At 28.5% G+C, this 18,032-nt stretch carries 17 protein-coding genes and 1 pseudogene; 2 read left to right on the top strand and 16 right to left on the bottom strand.

Features of this window, described 5'->3' with window-relative positions; genetic code table 11:
- The 3 genes and pseudogenes from Q0F58_RS11865 to Q0F58_RS11855 all read right to left on the bottom strand — a co-directional run.
- Positions 1-178: pseudogene (locus tag Q0F58_RS11865) on the bottom strand (EamA family transporter); the annotation flags it as partial.
- The gene (locus Q0F58_RS11860; RefSeq protein WP_294376749.1) at positions 153-797 is read right to left on the bottom strand and encodes a TlpA disulfide reductase family protein; all 645 of its coding nucleotides are present in this window, start codon (positions 795-797) and stop codon (positions 153-155) included. The gene Q0F58_RS11860 and the pseudogene Q0F58_RS11865, both read right to left, overlap by 26 nt.
- A 23-nt stretch (positions 798-820) precedes the next feature.
- The gene (locus Q0F58_RS11855; RefSeq protein ID WP_294376746.1) at positions 821-1,348 is read right to left on the bottom strand and encodes a GNAT family N-acetyltransferase; all 528 of its coding nucleotides are present in this window, start codon (positions 1,346-1,348) and stop codon (positions 821-823) included.
- Between the two features lie 182 nt (positions 1,349-1,530).
- On the opposite strand from Q0F58_RS11855, the gene putP reads away from it, so the two are divergent.
- On the top strand, positions 1,531-3,024 hold the full coding sequence (gene putP / locus Q0F58_RS11850) for a sodium/proline symporter PutP (protein WP_294376743.1): 1,494 nt from the start codon (positions 1,531-1,533) through the stop codon (positions 3,022-3,024).
- Between the two features lie 244 nt (positions 3,025-3,268).
- On the opposite strand, the gene Q0F58_RS11845 is transcribed toward putP, so the two are convergent.
- The 4 genes from Q0F58_RS11845 to spoIIM form a co-directional block, all read right to left on the bottom strand.
- Positions 3,269-4,057: a hypothetical protein gene (locus Q0F58_RS11845; protein ID WP_294376740.1), complete on the bottom strand. Its 789-nt coding sequence runs from the start codon at positions 4,055-4,057 to the stop codon at positions 3,269-3,271.
- A 95-nt stretch (positions 4,058-4,152) separates the two neighbouring features.
- Positions 4,153-5,208, bottom strand: a complete 1,056-nt coding sequence (locus Q0F58_RS11840; RefSeq protein ID WP_294376738.1) for a methyl-accepting chemotaxis protein — start codon at positions 5,206-5,208, stop codon at positions 4,153-4,155.
- A 504-nt stretch (positions 5,209-5,712) separates the two neighbouring features.
- The gene (locus Q0F58_RS11835) at positions 5,713-6,591 is read right to left on the bottom strand and encodes a tyrosine-type recombinase/integrase (RefSeq protein WP_294376736.1); all 879 of its coding nucleotides are present in this window, start codon (positions 6,589-6,591) and stop codon (positions 5,713-5,715) included.
- Between the two features lie 89 nt (positions 6,592-6,680).
- The gene (gene spoIIM / locus Q0F58_RS11830) at positions 6,681-7,313 is read right to left on the bottom strand and encodes a stage II sporulation protein M (RefSeq protein WP_294376734.1); all 633 of its coding nucleotides are present in this window, start codon (positions 7,311-7,313) and stop codon (positions 6,681-6,683) included.
- A gap of 219 nt (positions 7,314-7,532) precedes the next feature.
- Between spoIIM and Q0F58_RS11825 the strand changes: the two genes are divergently transcribed.
- The gene (locus Q0F58_RS11825; protein ID WP_294376731.1) at positions 7,533-7,793 is read left to right on the top strand and encodes a hypothetical protein; all 261 of its coding nucleotides are present in this window, start codon (positions 7,533-7,535) and stop codon (positions 7,791-7,793) included.
- Between the two features lie 175 nt (positions 7,794-7,968).
- On the opposite strand, the gene Q0F58_RS11820 is transcribed toward Q0F58_RS11825, so the two are convergent.
- The 9 genes from Q0F58_RS11820 to spoIVB all read right to left on the bottom strand — a co-directional run bounded on the left by Q0F58_RS11820 (position 7,969) and on the right by spoIVB (position 17,752).
- Entirely contained in the window at positions 7,969-10,110 is a 2,142-nt protein-coding gene (locus Q0F58_RS11820; RefSeq protein WP_294376727.1) for a SulP family inorganic anion transporter, read from the bottom strand.
- Between the two features lie 90 nt (positions 10,111-10,200).
- The gene (locus Q0F58_RS11815) at positions 10,201-10,356 is read right to left on the bottom strand and encodes a hypothetical protein (protein WP_294376725.1); all 156 of its coding nucleotides are present in this window, start codon (positions 10,354-10,356) and stop codon (positions 10,201-10,203) included.
- Between the two features lie 199 nt (positions 10,357-10,555).
- Positions 10,556-11,386, bottom strand: coding sequence for a MalY/PatB family protein (locus Q0F58_RS11810; RefSeq protein WP_294376724.1), 831 nt, complete (start codon positions 11,384-11,386; stop codon positions 10,556-10,558).
- Positions 11,387-11,747: 361 nt separating this feature from the next.
- Positions 11,748-13,139 (bottom strand): MATE family efflux transporter, encoded by a 1,392-nt coding sequence (locus Q0F58_RS11805; RefSeq protein ID WP_294376751.1) that lies wholly within the window; start codon positions 13,137-13,139, stop codon positions 11,748-11,750.
- A gap of 280 nt (positions 13,140-13,419) precedes the next feature.
- Positions 13,420-14,016, bottom strand: a complete 597-nt coding sequence (locus tag Q0F58_RS11800) for a hypothetical protein (RefSeq protein WP_294376721.1) — start codon at positions 14,014-14,016, stop codon at positions 13,420-13,422.
- A 167-nt stretch (positions 14,017-14,183) separates the two neighbouring features.
- Entirely contained in the window at positions 14,184-14,591 is a 408-nt protein-coding gene (locus Q0F58_RS11795) for a nucleoside 2-deoxyribosyltransferase (RefSeq protein ID WP_294376718.1), read from the bottom strand.
- 165 nt (positions 14,592-14,756) lie between these two features.
- A complete protein-coding gene (locus tag Q0F58_RS11790) occupies positions 14,757-15,083 on the bottom strand; it encodes a hypothetical protein (RefSeq protein WP_294376716.1) in 327 nt (108 codons plus the stop codon).
- A gap of 215 nt (positions 15,084-15,298) precedes the next feature.
- Positions 15,299-16,141 carry a sporulation transcription factor Spo0A gene (spo0A, locus tag Q0F58_RS11785; protein WP_294376714.1) on the bottom strand — a complete coding sequence of 281 codons (843 nt, stop codon included), beginning with the start codon at positions 16,139-16,141 and terminating at the stop codon, positions 15,299-15,301.
- Positions 16,142-16,567: 426 nt separating this feature from the next.
- The gene (gene spoIVB / locus Q0F58_RS11780; protein WP_294376712.1) at positions 16,568-17,752 is read right to left on the bottom strand and encodes a SpoIVB peptidase; all 1,185 of its coding nucleotides are present in this window, start codon (positions 17,750-17,752) and stop codon (positions 16,568-16,570) included.
- Between the last annotated feature and the right edge of the window lie 280 nt (positions 17,753-18,032).

Raw genomic sequence — 18,032 nt, 5'->3', positions numbered from 1 at the left:
GTTTTATTATCAATATGAATGCAACTATAACTGCAACAATATTCCTAAAGAATGTCTTTTGAAAAGATGGAAGATCTCCTGCCAGTTTAATAAAAGCTGACATCATAGCAAATCCAAATGCTGATAGTATTATAAATATTATTCCTTTTGTTCTATTGCTCAATGCTGTAGTTTCCATCCTTATCATCTCCTTTCATATAAAAATTTTCTATTTTTTCTTCAAGAACCTCTTTGCTTATTTCAAATTTCACATCATCTTGAATTGTACCACTTTTGTCTATAAATATTGTTCTTGGCAGTGAATCAACTTTATAATTCACCCTTGCATCATAATGATTATCAAAAAATGTTTCTAAAGAAATATTATTATCCTTTAAATACTTTAATTCAAATTCATTATTATCTCCAACATTTATCATCAAAAAGCTGACTTTACCTTCATATTTTTTTGATACTTCTTCAAAAAAAGACAGTTGTGTTGTACATTTCTCACATGTACTGCTCCAGAAATTCAACACAACATTTTGTCCTTCATAAGATGAAAAACTATATTCATTTTCATCTTTATCATGAAATTCAAAATCCTTAGCTTTTGCTTTGAAATTCTGCTTGATATTTGGCGCTACATCATCTAAGATTTCTGGTGGTATATCATTTATATTTTCTGAAACCAACTTCATATCTAATGTCTTTTTTATGTTTCTTTCTTTTTTATCACTCACATACGCTGTTATTCCCAAAATCGTTATAAGCCCAAATACTATAGATATAATTACAAATTTTTTTCTCTTAATCATAGTTCCTCTTTTCTTGTGTGTATTTATTTTTCTATATAAATTTCTTCAAAATTGAATCCATCTTTTATATTATTCCATTTTTCCTTTTTCATCAATACATAAAAAACATCATCAATTTTTTCGTTCTTATATTCATCTTTTTTAAATCTTGATTTTATCTCCGCTCCAATTTCAATAAGTCTTTCAAGATTGTCTATGTCATTCTCAAAAACAATAGTTACTGCATATTCCATTTTCAATTCATAAAAAATATAATTATACACATTCCATAAAACCATTTTGGTTATATTTCTTCCTCTAAAATGTCTATCCCCAATATAATACTCTAAAACACATCCTTTTTTATCAACATGATTTATATCAATCATACCTATCTTTAAAGCTCCGCTTCTTATAATCCAATAAAAACACTTGCTCAATCCTTGAATTTCTTCTTTCCAATTCATTTTACTTTTTAAAGAATTACTTATGCAATATTCACTCTCACATTCACATTTCCATTTGTTCATTAAATAAACATCATTTTCTTTTAATTTTTCAATAGTAATCATAAATCTTTTCATCTCCATTTAACTATTGCATATATAATATGTTTATATTTATCAATTTGTTACAGTTTAGTACAATAAAATCTAAAAATTTCATTTTAATTATTGGTTTTATATCCATACTATTTGCTATCACCCTTATTTTTTGATAAAATTGATTAGTTAAACAAAGGGGGAAATTTAAAATGAACGAAAAATTGATTATAGGCATAACATTTGCTCTGTATCTATTTGTTATGTTACTCATAGGATGGTATTTCTATAAAAAGACTAAAAATTTATCTGATTACACATTAGGTGGAAGAAAACTAGGGTACTGGGGAACTTCTATAAGTGCTCAAGCTTCTGACATGAGTGGATGGCTCCTTCTTGGACTTCCTGGAGCAGCATTTTTAAGTGGATTGTCAGGATCAGTCTGGATGGCTGGTGGTCTTGCTATCGGTACTTATTTAAACTGGAGAATAATCGCAAAAAAATTAAGAGTTGATACTCAAAAATATTCTAATTCAATAACAATTCCTTCATATCTTGAAAATAGATTTGGAGATAAATCACGAATATTAAAAGTAGCATCATCAATTTTTATAATCTTATTCTTTCTTCCATATACTGCATCAGGTTTTGTATCAGGCGGAAAATTATTTACAACAGTTTTTGGAACACCATATATTGTTTCAGTAATAATTTGTGCCATTGTTGTTGTAAGCTATACTTATTTAGGAGGATTTATGGCTGTATGTTATACAGATATAATCCAAGGACTTATGATGTTTTTTACACTTATAATGCTGCCTGTGATTGTAATTATTGAAGGTGGAGGAATAGAAAATGTTGCTGCTACAATTGATTCTTCTCTTCTGAATCCTTTTAATATAGAACATCTTACAGGTTCTGTATCAGGAACTGTTGGAATGGCATTTATAGGAATAGTATCATCTCTTGCATGGGGATTAGGCTATTTCGGACAACCTCATATACTTACAAAATTTATGGCAATAGAAAATCCTGAAGAAATCACAATTTCAAGAAAGATAGCTACTGTCTGGGTTCTTCTTACACTTGCTGCTTCAACAGGCATAGGACTTGTAGGACACTTCTACTTTCCTGAACTGACTGGATCAGATGCTGAAACAATTTTCATTTTACTTGTACATAAATGTGTTCCTCTTCTACTTACTGGAATACTTTTATCTGCAATTTTAGCTGCAATAATGAGTACTGCAGATTCTCAGCTTCTTGTTACTTCTTCTACAGTATCAGAAGACTTTTACAGATCTATCTTAAAACCAAATGCTTCTGATAAAGAGCTTGTAAGAATAAGCCGTATTACTGTACTTGTTGTTTCAGCAATTGCATTCTTTATTGCACTTAATCCTGATAGTTCTGTATTAAAGCTTGTTTCATATGCATGGGCTGGTTTTGGATGTGCATTTGGTCCAGTTATAGTCCTTTCTCTATTTTGGGAAAAAATGACTAGAAATGGTGCTATTGCTGGAATGATAGCTGGCGGATTGACTTCAGCTTTATGGCCTCTTTTAAAACTTCATTTCACTGCTTCAATATTTCAGCTTTATGAAATGATACCTGGATTTGCAGTTTCACTTGTTGCAATTTACATTGTAAGCAAAATTGATGAAAAGAATGGTATTGTATGTAAACCTAATTATTCAGAATCTTAAAATACTTTTAAGATAGTCATTCTTTTATGTTTATACATTTTAAACTTTAAATTTCTCATATATCAAGTTGATTTTAAGATAATTTCAATCTTTCGATATATATAAGTTTTCAATTATAACATAATCTTATGATTAACCTTGAGACAGTATTAAAGACAGAAAACTTTAATAATTCAGTAAAATCATTATTTCTAATATTTCATTGAATTAATTAAAATTTCTGTCTTTTTATTTATATCATTATTTATTCAATTAGTTCTAATACTGGTCTGTATCCTACAGTTTCATAAGCAACATCTTTATCACAATAATTATTATAAGTTGTTGAATATAAACCTCTTATTATGCAGAACTTATCATTTTTTCCATATTCATTTTGAGTAAAACTACAACACTTGCACCAATTCCACAATAAATTGCTTTCACCTTTTTCTCTCTCTGCACCTTCTTCTGATATTTTATCATTCTTGTCTTCATCTGTAGAACGTGGTAAACCTTCAATTCCTGATATATTTAAAATATATTTATCCCATTCACTAAAGTCTTGTCCACTTGCATTTACTTCACCAGTAAGAAGTCTTAAAATATACTTCTTTCCTCCAAGCTTAACTACTTTTCCATAAGTAAGATTTTGAGAATCCAGTTCACTCCATGGAATCTCTTTGATAATATTTTTATTACATATAAGAAGCTTCTTTCCTTCATCATTTATTTCAATCCATGTTATCTTGCTGTCGCCTTTTTCAGAATCCCTTATTTCAATAGGTCCATCATCATAAGTTATTATTCCATCTGGATTTTTAGACAAATCTGAAAAATCCTGTTTTTCTCCATTTAAATATAATGTTCCAAATTCTCTTACTCGTCCAGTGATAAATATAGAATTTTCAATCTCATTTAACTTTTTTATTTTGTTCAATTTATTTTTTAATAAAAATGTTCCTCCTAATGCTGCCAATGCTGCAATAGAAACTCCGACTACTTTATTTTTATTGCTTTCCTTTATTAATTTTTCTCTAATTCCCAATTTCATAAGCACTTTCCTCCCTAATACACATAAAACTTCTAATTATATTATACTTTAAATGAATAGATATTGATAACTATTTTTATAAATAAAAGTTAAACTTATATTGTTTCTTCAATATCTTTATTCACTTTTATAGTTTCATCTATTTTTTCTAAAGCAGTTTTTAACAATTCCATCTGTTCATTAGTAATATCAGCAAATTTGCTTGAAACTTCCTGACAGCTTGTATTTAAATCAGATATTATGTTTGCATTTGCATCAATTTCTCCTACTTCATTTACAATAAGCTGGAATGTCTCTTCTGCTGTATTTACATTTGATATACTTTCTTTTATCAGTTCTCCACTTTCTTGAGCATTTTCCGTTGTACTATGTATTGCTTCAGTTATTTCATTAATTATTGAATCAACACTATTTACAGCATTTTTAACGTCATCTGCAAGCTTTCTTATCTCAGTTGCAACAACAGAAACTCCTTTTCCTGCGACTCCTGCTCTAGCAGCCTCCAAGGCTGCATTAAGAGCAAGAAGATTTGTCTGGTTTGCTATGTTTCCTATAAGATGAATTATATCAATAGCTTCTTTAGTTGAATTATTTGCAGCTTTAATTGATTCATCCAATTGAGAATTAGCTTCTCCTATTTTCTTTATTGAAGAATCCATATTAGTCATATTTTCGCTGCCAACACTTATAAGGTACATAGTCTTACTTAATACTTCTGCCATCTTTACACAGTCATCATTTGCTTTAGTGCATGTTTCATCCAATTTGCTTACAGTTTGATTTGATTTTGCTACATTTTCATTTACACTTGATATATTATCTTGGATCTTTTCTAACGATTCTTTCTGTGAATTGGTCAATGCCTTAATTTTATCAACATTTATGTTATTGTTTTCATTTTCATTAAAAGAAAACTCTACATTTTTGACTTTTTCTTGTATCTCTTTCTTATTATTTAAATCAGTACTCTGAACACTTGTATTATCTTCCTTAGCTTGACTTGGTAATGTCATATAGATGCCTATCGCTATACATGCTATAATAGCGACTAATACAGCTTTTCCTACAGATAAGCCTAAAATGCTTGGAACAAGAGTACTTATAAATATAAGGATAGATACTATCAATATATCTATTGTTTTTTTATTCACAATTTTATTCCCCCTTGACATAATCTTTCTTTTGTAAGCCACAAATATTCCTTAGTAAAAATTTAATACATTTAATTAAACAATTTTATTACCTTTATTTATATAATACTCATTTTTATAATTTTTTCTATATCTTAATGTAATTTTTTCCTAATTTAAAGTTAATTTAATATTTCAACCTTTATATATTTCTAATTCATATGTTTCCAATTTATATATATTTGAGGATTTTTCATATTAGTATAAGCCTCAAAAAACAATCAATATATAGTAAGTCAAAGATAAATGTGTATACTATATGTTGATTTTGACTATATAGATTTACAATTATAAAATATCCACATTTAAATAATTGTAAATAAAAGATAAAGTTTTTTAGTTATTACAAAATCTATGTCCGCATTATTAATTATCTAAAATTTGCCACCAACTTAAAAAGTGGTGGCAAATGGGTGGAAAATTTAAAATATTAATCTTATATGTTTTTTCTAATCTCTGTAAAATTCAAGCTCTAGGATGTGTATGCATATAGATGTAATTAATTTTATCATTATTAATTATTTCATAATAGGTATCCATATATGTTAAAACCTGATTTCCAAGAAGTTTCTGAACAGCCCTCACATTTGCTCCATTCTGAAGAAGATGTACTGCAAATGAATGCCTGAATGTATTAAGATTAACATCCTTATCTATTCCGGCTTTTCTTGAATATTCTTTTACTATTCTCCATATTCCCTGTCTTGTAAGTTTATTTCCGTTCAAATTTACAAATAGATTAGTAACACCACATTGAGCAATTTTATATCTTATGCTAAGATATTCAGATAAAGCTTTACATGCACTCCTTCCTATTGGAATTACTCTTTCATAATGTTTATTATCTGTACATCTGACAAAATTTAATTCCAAATTTACATCTTCAACATTTAAATTTATAAGTTCAGACACTTTCATTCCAGTAGCATACATGAGCTCAAGAAGTGCATTGTCCCTTATTCCTTTAGGGCAGTCTTTTTCTACTATTCTTATAATCTTGTCCACTTCTTCAATTGTTAGTATTTGTGGCAGTTTTCTGTTATTTTTGGAACTCTTATATTCTATTCTTGGAATTTCTTTTATAAGAGACTGACTTTTTAAATATGAATAAAAATTACGAAGACTAATTACGATCCTGTTTATTGACCTTTCTGATTTGCCTTGATTTAGCAGATTTTGAATGTAAGAAGCTACAGTAAGATTATCACTTTTATATAAGTCAACCTTTTTCCTATTTAAAAATTTTAAATAGAGAGTGACATCTGTTACATATGCATAGATAGTATTTTCACTTTTACCACTCTCTAATAAATAATTTCTATAATTGTTTATACTATTTATCATTGTTCTCTCCTATAGCATTGATTATGATTAGTATTCGATAAATTGATATTCTTCCTGCTTAATCTTTTCATTAGTATTTCATATATTATTCATAAATAAAATCTTACTGCCACAAATTTTATCAGACTTGGTGATACATAAGTTTCTACTAATATTCCTGATATATAAATTATCAGAAGTAAAAGAAACTTTTTTAATACTCCGTCAGGAAGTTTCCCATTCCCTTTGCTTTTTTTGAAAAATTTCCTTTTAAAACTTTCAGCAGACATTGTCAATGCAATAATACTCATTCCAATAATGCATGGAATATAAATAAGATTTTGAGGAATAATGCTTGCAATTGCAAGCCCAAGTCCCTTTCCATCAAAAGCAGTTGCTATAAATGAGAAAGTGTATCCTAGAGTAAAGCCTTTTAATAAGTCAATAATTAATATTATGGGCCCTCCAAGAAAAGTCAAACCAAATAAAAATATAGGTAAAATGACTATTATGTTTTTCTTTATAACCTCAAATAAAAGCTTTCCATAACTTACTGGATTATTCTCTAAAGTTTTTGTAAAACTTGTGAAATAGCTTATTAAATCGTTTTTATCCGCTGGTCCCATATATTTTACTGTATAAAGTCCAAATGACAATCCAAGACAAAACATTATGAGTATAATAAAAAAGTAACTTTTTCTGCTGTCAAGGCTAATATTCATTTTCTTTATTAAAATATTCATCTCTTATTCCTCCTTCTGTTACTCTAATTAATACTATGTTTAATATCCATAATTTATTCTAAATAGTTTAAACATGTATTTAACATTACTTAAATATTTTTATGCCTTTAACACTTTAAACTTTACTCTACTCAAAATACCTGCCAAATGATATAATATTAATGTAAATTACACATTGTTATTTATAATACATATTAGAAGAATGAGAAGGAATTTTTTATGAAGGATTATTTGACAGTACTTAAAATATATCATATTTCAATACTTATCATATCTTTTATGGACTTCTTGATTTTTCTTAAAATACTACCATCAAGTCTTTTTCTATTTTTAGTAATACTTGCAGTAGGTGCTTCATGCGGATTAAGTATTTATATAAAGAAAAATAAAGCAGAAGCAGCTAAAAACAATACTAGAAAAACAGATATGATTGTAACAATTATATGGCTTGTAAGCATGTTTGCAGCAATTAGTGTATAGTACTGTTGCTTAAAAAATATTTTTACAACATAATCAAGAATTTACAAAAAGCCATCCAAAATTTTTCGGATGGCTTTTTTATTAACAAAATTACAACTATACATATTCCAGTTGACAATATACAATGGGCAACTAAAAACAAAATCTTTTCAGTATTTCTTTAATATTCATATAATCAATAAATCAATTTCTTTATATCTTTTGCCATTTCTGGCGCAAGTGTTTTTGCTAATTCATACTGTCTTTTTCTATTATTTCTTACAAACTCATATAATTTAGTGTTGTTCTTTTTCAACATTTCTTCATATTCCTTGCGTTTTTCAGTATACTGTTCATAAACCATATTATTTTTTTCTTTCATCTTTTCTGCCAGTTTAAGTCTATGTTCTATTATATTGGCTTCAACCTTTTCAACAGGCTGTCCAAGTTTTTCTGCAAGTTCATTGATATGCATTTCAAAATGTTCAAGAAGTATATCCTGATCATAAATATCCAAATGTCCCCATTGTCCAGATTTAACTTCCATATCTGTTTTGGGATTCAAATCATCTGTAACTTTTCTTATGCTTCTTATTATGTTTTCTACATGTTTTTCTATATATTTATCAGCATCACTGCCAAATGCCCACTCAAATTCTTCATTTATCATGAGACTTTTTATATCTTTCTTGTCTTCTTCACTTTTATTTTCAATTTCATATGGAGGAAATATTCCTGCTTCTTTTAGAGCCGTACTTATGGTTCTGCGTATAACTCCCTTTTCAATAAGATATCCTAAATCTAATTTTCTTATTTCATCATTTAGTTCTCCAACATGTTCTGTAATATAAAATTTAATTCCCTTAGATTCAAAATTTCTATTAATTATTGCTAATCTGTCTGCTGCAGTACAATCTATGCTTCCAATTCCACTGGCATCTATTATTACAGCTTTAGTATCTTCATTTATTTTACTTTCAATATCATTTTGAAACGTATTTATATTAGCAAAAAACAAGCTTCCATTAAAACGATAAATGACAACATTAGATATAGGCCTTGCCGCTTTAATTCTGGATAGATTATAGAACCCTTCTTTTCCTGGAATTACTCCCATGAAATTTCTTGAGGGAACAGCTGATTTTAATACCATTGCAGTAAATGATAAAACAAGTCCAATTATAACTCCATATATAGTTCCCAACGCAAGAACAGCAGCAAAAGCTCCCATAAATATAAAGAATTCTTTTTTATCAATTTTATATAGCCTTTTAGCTTCATGAATCTCAAGGACATTTATGAGGGCAGATATTACAATTGCTGTAAGAACAGGTACTGGAAGATATCCTATAAATCCAGTTCCAAACATAAGAACTCCAGCCATAACAATAGATGCAGTAATTGAAACTAGTTTGGTTTTTGTTCCATATTGATTACATATTGAAGTTCTTGATACACTTCCATTCACTGGACAGCATCCTGTTAAAGCTGCTGCAAGATTGCTTAATGAAAAAGCGAGAATTTCACGTTTTTCTTTAATTTTATAATTATTCTTCATTGCAAAATTTATTTCTGCCAGCAATGATTCTGACAGTATTACAACTGCAATTGGAAGACTCATCATGAAACCATCCTTAAAATGCACATTTCCTATATCTGGAGCAGCAAACTTTGGAAGACCATTATTAACTTTTGAAAGCAGTATAACACCATAATTATCTACATGAAATATGACTGTTGACATTGCGCCTAAAATCATTACAACAAGAGTCATAGGAAATTTAGGTGAAATTTTTTTTGATATTAAAATTATTGCAAGTGAAAATATTCCCATAATTAACGAAAGCAAATTAATATGCCCTAAGCTTTCAATCAGATGCTCTGACAATTCAAGAAATTCCCCACGTCCTGCATCAGACCCCATAAGCTTTGGTATCTGCATTAAGATAATAGTTGTTCCTATCCCTGTAATAAATCCCCCCATTACTGGCGTTGATATATAGTTTACAAGTCTTTCAGCTTTAAATATATAAAAAATCAATAACCATACAGCCACATAAAATGTGAGTACTGGAATTATATTTACAGCTTCATCACTTCCAAATTCTATATTTAGTGATAACAGCACCCCTCCAATTAACGCTGCTGGTGCAGCATCCACACCAAATATAAATTCAGGAGATGAAGATATAAGACAAAATACTAATATAGGAAGCACTGAACCATATAAACCATACACAGCCGGAAGTCCTGAAACCTGTGCATAACCCATTCCTATTGGAATAGATATAGCTGCAATTATAACACCTACAAATATATCTCTAAATATACTCTTCATAAATTTCACCCCATTTTTATCAATTAATGCTTACTGCTCATATTATTCCAACTTTTCCATAAACATCTAAATATATTATAACAGTAATTTTTATATAATTGACTTTTTATTTAATGCATCTAATAATTTCTGCAAAGCTTTTTCCAAAACATGCTTTGGACATGCTAAATTAATTCTTTCAAATCCTTTTCCTTCTTCTCCAAATAAATAGCCTTCATCTAAATAAAATTCAGCTTCATTCTCCATAAATTTCTGAAGAGAAATATGATTTTTTTCTATTTTCCTAAAATCAAGCCATTGAAGATAAGTCCCTTCAAGTGGTATTACAGTGACCTGTGGAAGGTTTTCCTCAAAAAATTTCTGTACACATCTTCTATTTTCATCTAAAACTACAATAAGCTCATCAAGCCACTTTTCACACTTTGTATATGCAAGTTCACACGCTTTAAATGCAAAAGTATTTCAATGTAAAGAATCCTGATTTTTCAAGTTCATCAGTAACTTTCTTTCTTAACTTTTCATTTGCAATTATTATATTTGAATCCTGTAATCCTGCAAGATTAAAAGTTTTGCTTGGAGCAGTGCATATAATTGAATTCTGCTCAAATTCTTTACTTACTGTGCTAAATACTGTATGATTATTTCCTGGCATAATCAAATCAAAATGTATTTCATCAGATACCACTATCATATTATTTTTTAAACAAATATCGCCTATTCGTTTAAGCTCATCCTTTGTCCATACTCTTCCAACTGGATTGTGTGGATTACATAAAATCAGCATTTTAACATGATCCATGGCAGCCTTCTTCTCAAAATCATCAAAGTCTATTGTATATTTTCCATCTTTATAAATTAATTTATTTTTTACAATTTTCCTGTTATGATTTTCTATTGCTCCATAAAATGGATAGTAAACTGGTGTCATAATCATTATTCCATCATTTTTATCTGTTAATGCCTTAACTATTGTATGTAGTGCAGGAACAACTCCAGCTGTTTCAACAATCCATTCCTTATCAATATCATAATCATGTCTTTTTTTCATCCAGCTGCATACTGCATTATAATATTCTTCCGTAGCACTTGTGTAACCATATATAGCTTTTTCTGCATATTCTTTTAATCCTTCAATTATTTCAGGAGCATTTTTGAATTCCATATCTGCAACTGAAAATGGGATTATTTCTTCATTCCCTTTGTTATTTTTATTAGCGTCCTCCCATTTTACTGAACCAAGATTTCTTCTCGATACTAATGTTTCAAAATCATACATATATATACTACCTCCTTAAATTTTCCTTTTAATATTATAATATTACATATTATTTCTTTTTCCAACATTATAATGTATTTTCAATTGTTTTATGAATAACTGACTTCCTAGTTTTTATATTCATCTATATATTCTTTTTCTATAAAACTAATTGCTTCTTCTAAATTTAGAAACTCAATATAATGTGGAAAAGTACTATCACCTTTATTCCATATTAAATGCACAATATATACTTCATTTTCCCCTTGAAACAATGCATCATCATTAGATTCACATTTGGCAATAAAAAAACATCACCTGCATCAATATTTAAATTGATAAACAAATGATGTTTAAAATTTTTAAATTATCAACCATTCTACTATCTATGGTCAACATTCAATTTTCTTACTTTTAACCAATCAGATTTTATATAATAAATTATAAAACATGCTGAACAAAATATCCAAGATGCAGGATAACACCAATATACAAGCCTTATGTCAAATTTGATTTTTAATAAGAGTATTAACCATATTATTCGAAATACACATATTCCACCAGCAGTTATTATCATAGCCTGAAATGCCTTTCCTGCTCCTCTTACTGCTCCTGCAAGTACTTCAGTAAAACAATGTGTAAAAGCAAATGGAGATATTATATACATCATAATTAGTCCCATGCTTTTAACTTCTTCACTAGATGTAAATGCCCCTATTAAATAATTGCCACATAAAATAACACCACTGCTCATAAAAATTGTTATTATGACTGCACTTATTAAGCATATGTTGACGCCTTTCTTTATTCTGTCATATCTGCCGGCTCCCATATTCTGTCCTACAAATGTTGAAATTGCTAAACCATATGCCATCATTGGAACATATAAAAAAGCATCTATTTTTTCATATGAAGCACACCCAGCCATCGCTAATGAACCAAAATCATTTATTTTTATCTGAACCAACATATTTGATATATTAAACATGGCTGATTGAAGTCCACATGGAATACTTAATTTTATTATTTCCATGGCTGTGACTTTATTAAATTTTATTTTTCCAATTTTCAATCTATAGCCCTCTGGAATTTTTATTAGATTATAGATAACAAGTGCTGCTGAAAAATATTGGGATATCATTGTAGCCAGAGCCGCTCCTGCTACACCCATTTTCAAAACCGCTACAAATAGTATATCTAAAATCAAGTTAAGTATTCCACTAAATACAAGATAATATAGAGGATGCTTAGAATCCCCTCTTGCTCTTATTATTCCTGCACCAACATTATATACCATCATGCCTATAATTCCCAAAAAATAAACTCTTAAATATGTTGCACTTAAATCTATTACTTCTTCAGGACAATGCATAAATATTAAAAGTGGCCTTGTCCAAATCATTCCTACTATAGTTATTATCGTTCCACACACTATACTCAATATTATTGATGTATTCATAGTCTTTTCAAGGCTTTTTTCATCACCTGCCCCATAATATCTTGCAAATATAACTCCTGTTCCTGTGGAAATTCCAAGAAAGAAACCAACCAAAAGATTTATTAATGTTCCAGATGATCCAACTGCTGCAAGAGGCATGCTTCCTGCAAATGTCCCTACTATTGAACTGTCTACTGCATTATATAATTGTTGAAGCAGATTAGTGAGCATAATTGGAACCGCAAAAAATAAAAGGCTTTTCCAAATTGCCCCTTCTGTTAAACTATTTTGTTTTCTTTTCATACTTCTATTCCTTAAATTTTTAAATAATTTTATTAAAATATCAATTTTTGTATATTAATACTTAAATCAGCAATAATTATTTTAACATATTTTTCTGTTCCATAAAACACTAAAAAACATAATACAGCATTTTTTTCATAACCTTAATCCGCCTCTATCTTAATCTGCTGTCTTAATTAAATCTACAATTAATCTTTGTCATTATAAAATCCAAGAAAACTCAGTAAAATCCATAAATATATAAGTTTTAATAATTCAAAAAGCACCCCTAAATTAATAGAGATGCTTTTTATTAATTAAATTTGAAAAATATCTACTTTACTGAATATGTTTTTTCTAAATATCCTACAACATCAAAAATGTCATTTTCTTTTCCTTCTGCTGAAACACAGTGAAGTGTATTATTTTCATCTTTAAAAGTCCACATTACCAATACAATTCCTTCATTCTCATATGTTCCATATACCTGATAAGCATCATAACCACCTAACTTAACTTTTGCTCCTTGTACATCTACGCCTTCATCCTTTATTTTCTGGGCAAGTCCCTGCATTGCATCATCTGCACTCTGTTCATAATTATAAGCTATATTCATTGTTATAATTGATGAACCACTAGGATCTGAATATTCAATTACAGTTGTATCATCTGGTAGAGAAAGATCTTTAAAATCCACCCATTCTGATGGTACTTCCACAAAACCATAATCTTCTTTACCAACTTTTTTAGTTGTAAATGAAGTATCTTCTTCTTTTACTTCATTGATCTCATTTGTTTCTTCTGGCTTGATTTCTTCTTGCACTTGATTATTGGTTTCACTGATTCTTTCATTATTTGTTTCTTTATTGCACCCACATAAACTTCCTATAGTTAATATAGCTATTGTTAAAGCAATTATTCTCTTTTTCATTTATATGTCATCTTCCTCATTTTTTAATCATTTCATAATTAACACTTTTTAACTTGTCAAAAGGTTGCAAAGAATTTAAATAAATTTCATATTTTTTCCTTTGTAAAATCTCTTCTATACTTAAACTAAAAAGTTACTAAGATGTTAGATTTATTTTAAAATAAGAATCAACATAATATTTTATCTAGAACCGCAAAGATTTCTTCTTTTGATTCATATGAATAAATGTGATAATAATCATTTCCAGTAAGCATTGCAGATAAATGGCATTGTGAACTGCGATAAAAAATATAACATGGCTTTTTTATACTTTCTGCATATGCAAGCTCATATCCAACTCCAAGAGAAGGACATGTACACTCTGCAATCACCAAATCACTTTCTTTCATCCATGTTATATCCTGTTCATATATATCTTTATCTTTTATTCCCTGTTCAGTTAAAGTAATGTTAGTTCCAATATGTTCTGTAAGTACAATATCAGTTTTCTGCATATATCTGATGATTTCCCCGTAAAGACCAGCATCTTCCCTTCCTCCACGAATAGATCCTGCAAAATATATTTTTTTATTCATTCCTTCATCCCCATTCTCAATTTATTCTTACTGACTATGTTTACTTAACTATCTTATGTTTAACTTCTTCTTCAAAATACTGCTGTAGCATATTTAATTTTCCTCTTTCTAACAAAATTATATTCGATTAGGTTCCTCTATTACAATTTTACTATATTACAACAATTACTTACAACAGTCATGTACATCATTAATAATCTTATATTCATTGCCTAATTCTTCACACAAGTCATTATATATATCTGTAGCCCTATTAATAAAATCTTGTTTATGTTCTTTTGTCCATGGTGATGGGTTTAGTGGATAATCCCAATCTAAATATGAATAATATTCATCTTCTAATTCATTAAGCTTTTTTACTAATTCTAATGATATAGGAAGCTTACTACTTTCTATTGCATAATCATATTTATCTTTTGCATTTCCATTAACTGCCCATAAACAGATTCCACCATGTTCAAACCAGAATCTTATGACATATTTTCTAATCATTATATACATCGCTTACTTTCTATTAGTGTTTTTGAGATTTTAAAAAATAAAAACACCTCCAACAGTTAGGAATCTATCCAAATTATCGAAAGTGTTTCTACGCTAAATTTATATTTAATTAATTGGTATCAAAATCTATAGGTTGGTATATTCAACATAGATTTGACTTTTTCAAATTACTTGTTCAACTGTCATTTTACTGACTTTCTTTTGAATTAAGACACTTTATTTTTTAATCTTAATTTATCAGCAATGATTGCTATAAATTCACTATTAGTAGGCTTGCCCTTATCATTATGAACAGTATAACCAAATAGTTTATTAATAGCTTCTATTTGACCTCTGCCCCAAGCTACTTCGATAGCATGTCTTATTGCTCTTTCTACTCTTGAAGCTGTTGTATTATACTTCTTAGCTATTGATGGATATAATTCCTTTGTTACAGCACTTAATAGTTCCATATCATTTACTACCATTGTGATAGCTTCTCTTAAATACATATATCCTTTAATGTGAGCTGGTACACCAATTTCGTGGATTATATTTGTTATTTCTGTTTCTAAATCAACTGGTGCCTTTGATTTAGGTTCTGATGTAAGTATATAAGAAGATGCTGTTGGATAAGAAACTCTGTTATTATTAATCTGTGCAGCATTTTCCTTTATTGCTGTTGGAGCACTATTAAACATTTCTCTTATTCTCTTTGTAAATACTTCCATATCAAATGGCTTAACTGTATAATAGTCAGCACCTAATGTTATTGCCTGCTGTGTAATCTTATCCTGACCAACTGCAGATAAAATGATTATTCTTGGAGTCTTTTCTAATTCCATTGTATTTAATTTTTCTAAAACTCCTAATCCATCAAGATGTGGCATTATTATATCAAGAATAACTAAATCTGGTTTTCTTTCAACAATTAAATCTAAAGCCTCTCGCCCATCTTTTGCAATTCCTGTAACAACAATATCTTTTTGATTTAAAAGATAATCATTCAATATACTACAGAATTCCTTGTTATCGTCAGCTATTAATACTGATATTTTTGAATCTTCCATTTTTTTCTCTCCTTTATCCATTAATTAGCTTTTAAGTTTGCCCCCTAACAATATATACTTATTACACCTTTCTATTTACTTCCACAAGATAATGATTCCATAAAGTTTATTAAATTCCTCTTTTATTGCAGGGTATGTATAATTATTTTTTACTTTAATTTTGATTGATGTATGTTTTTAAGACTTATTTCTTAATTTAAAAGTTTTTACTCACTCATCTTCCACTATTTGTAAATTATACACTTTTTTTTGATATAAGTAAATACTTTATTATAAAATACCTTATATATTTTTGTTGAGAAACTAATTAAAGTACTTATTTAATAGATTATATAATTATATTATATAATTTTCTTGTCCCTTCTTCAAATAAATAATCACTTTTTTGTTAAAAATAAGAGTCAGCTGACTGACTCTTATTTTACTTTATTTGATTATTTCTGCATCCTTAAGCATCCATTCTATATATATTCCATATCCAGTATCTGGTTTATTAACAAGAACATGTGTCACTGCACCTACAATTTTATCATTTTGTATTATAGGACTTCCACTCATTCCCTGAACAATACCTCCTGTTTTATTTAAAAGTCGTTCATCTGTAATTTTTATTACCATGCTTTTAGAACTTGGAACTGTCTGAGTAAGTAATTTTTCTATTTCTATATCATATTCCTGAGGACCATTTTCATCAATTGTTGTTATTATCTTAGCTTTTCCTAATTCGATTTCATCTCTAAATCCAACTTTTAATTTTTTCGAATTTTCATTTGCATTTAAGTTATTAAGTTTCCCAAAAATACCACTTTGAGTATTTTTATTTATAGTTCCTTTTGGACATTCTTCATTTACAAATATTCCTCTTAATTCTCCAGGTTCTCCTTTTTCTCCTTTTCTTATACTTATTATACTTGAATCAAGGACATCTCCGCTTTTTATTAAAAATGGTTCATTTGTATCAGAATCTGTTATAGGATGACCTAAAGCTCCAAATCTTCCTGTATCACTGTCATAGAAAGTCATGGTTCCTACACCTGCTGTAGAATCCCTTATCCATAAACCTATTTTATAATCTTTATTATTTTCTTTTTTCAATTGAATGGTTTTTGTAATATTTTCACCATGTCTCAATATATCAACTTTTATACTTTCCTTATCACTTTGTTTTATTGCCTTTGAGAGATCTTTTGAATTATGCATTTCAATTCCATTTACTTTTAATATAACATCACCAATTTCAAGTCCTCCTGTTTTTCCAGGGCTTTCTTCTTTTTCACTGTTTATTTCTATATCACTGTATCCAACTACAAGAACACCTTCACTATTTACTCTTACACCAATTGGCATTCCTCCAGGATAAACCTCAAGATCTTTTATTTTTTCAACTTCCACACTTTTAAGGGGAATCATTCCCAAAAATTTTATTTCATATCTATTGGAATCGTCTACTTGATTTATTGTATTTCCAATAGGTGCAACAGAAGGTACTGTTTCATCATTTTTTGTATAAATCTTGTTTGGAAGATTTATAATACTTATTGTAGTCATTAAAATTAGAACTAGGATTGGAGTCATAAGCAAACTTATAAAACAAAAAAATTTTTTCTTCATATTTCTCTTCCTCCTTTACTTCTTAATTTTAATTTCCCCATAAGACAAGTTCATTATCCTATAAGAACAATGTTATAAAAGACAAAAAATTTACCTCATACTAATTTTTTTATAAAAAATAAATTCATTTCTTTACATACCTTAAAACTATGATACTGAAAAAACACAAGAATTATTAGTTATTTTATTATTAGATGATATATATTCCAATTAACAATGTACAATGAACAATTAAGAGCGAAATCTTTTTAAGATTTCTTTAATCATTATGTAGTTTTAT

Source organism: uncultured Clostridium sp. (genome assembly GCF_934754915.1).
Taxonomy (GTDB): Bacteria; Bacillota; Clostridia; order Clostridiales; family Clostridiaceae; genus Clostridium.
The sequence above is the reverse complement of the archived record's forward strand: the minus strand, read 5'-3'. Positions and strand labels throughout refer to the sequence as shown.

What these genes read in the sequence shown, in the direction of transcription:
- Q0F58_RS11810 (WP_294376724.1), bottom strand. Translation starts at nt 11,386, where the DNA reads ATGTATGATTTTGAAACATTAGTATCGAGAAGAAATCTTGGTTCAGTA.
- Q0F58_RS11790 (WP_294376716.1), bottom strand. Translation starts at nt 15,083, where the DNA reads ATGATTAGAAAATATGTCATAAGATTCTGGTTTGAACATGGTGGAATC.
- Q0F58_RS11845 (WP_294376740.1), bottom strand. Translation starts at nt 4,057, where the DNA reads ATGAAATTGGGAATTAGAGAAAAATTAATAAAGGAAAGCAATAAAAAT.
- putP (WP_294376743.1), top strand. Translation starts at nt 1,531, where the DNA reads ATGAACGAAAAATTGATTATAGGCATAACATTTGCTCTGTATCTATTT.
- Q0F58_RS11835 (WP_294376736.1), bottom strand. Translation starts at nt 6,591, where the DNA reads ATGATAAATAGTATAAACAATTATAGAAATTATTTATTAGAGAGTGGT.
- spoIVB (WP_294376712.1), bottom strand. Translation starts at nt 17,752, where the DNA reads ATGAAGAAAAAATTTTTTTGTTTTATAAGTTTGCTTATGACTCCAATC.
- spoIIM (WP_294376734.1), bottom strand. Translation starts at nt 7,313, where the DNA reads ATGAATATTTTAATAAAGAAAATGAATATTAGCCTTGACAGCAGAAAA.
- spo0A (WP_294376714.1), bottom strand. Translation starts at nt 16,141, where the DNA reads ATGGAAGATTCAAAAATATCAGTATTAATAGCTGACGATAACAAGGAA.
- Q0F58_RS11860 (WP_294376749.1), bottom strand. Translation starts at nt 797, where the DNA reads ATGATTAAGAGAAAAAAATTTGTAATTATATCTATAGTATTTGGGCTT.
- Q0F58_RS11855 (WP_294376746.1), bottom strand. Translation starts at nt 1,348, where the DNA reads ATGATTACTATTGAAAAATTAAAAGAAAATGATGTTTATTTAATGAAC.
- Q0F58_RS11815 (WP_294376725.1), bottom strand. Translation starts at nt 10,356, where the DNA reads ATGGAGAATGAAGCTGAATTTTATTTAGATGAAGGCTATTTATTTGGA.
- Q0F58_RS11825 (WP_294376731.1), top strand. Translation starts at nt 7,533, where the DNA reads ATGAAGGATTATTTGACAGTACTTAAAATATATCATATTTCAATACTT.
- Q0F58_RS11800 (WP_294376721.1), bottom strand. Translation starts at nt 14,016, where the DNA reads ATGAAAAAGAGAATAATTGCTTTAACAATAGCTATATTAACTATAGGA.
- Q0F58_RS11820 (WP_294376727.1), bottom strand. Translation starts at nt 10,110, where the DNA reads ATGAAGAGTATATTTAGAGATATATTTGTAGGTGTTATAATTGCAGCT.
- Q0F58_RS11795 (WP_294376718.1), bottom strand. Translation starts at nt 14,591, where the DNA reads ATGAATAAAAAAATATATTTTGCAGGATCTATTCGTGGAGGAAGGGAA.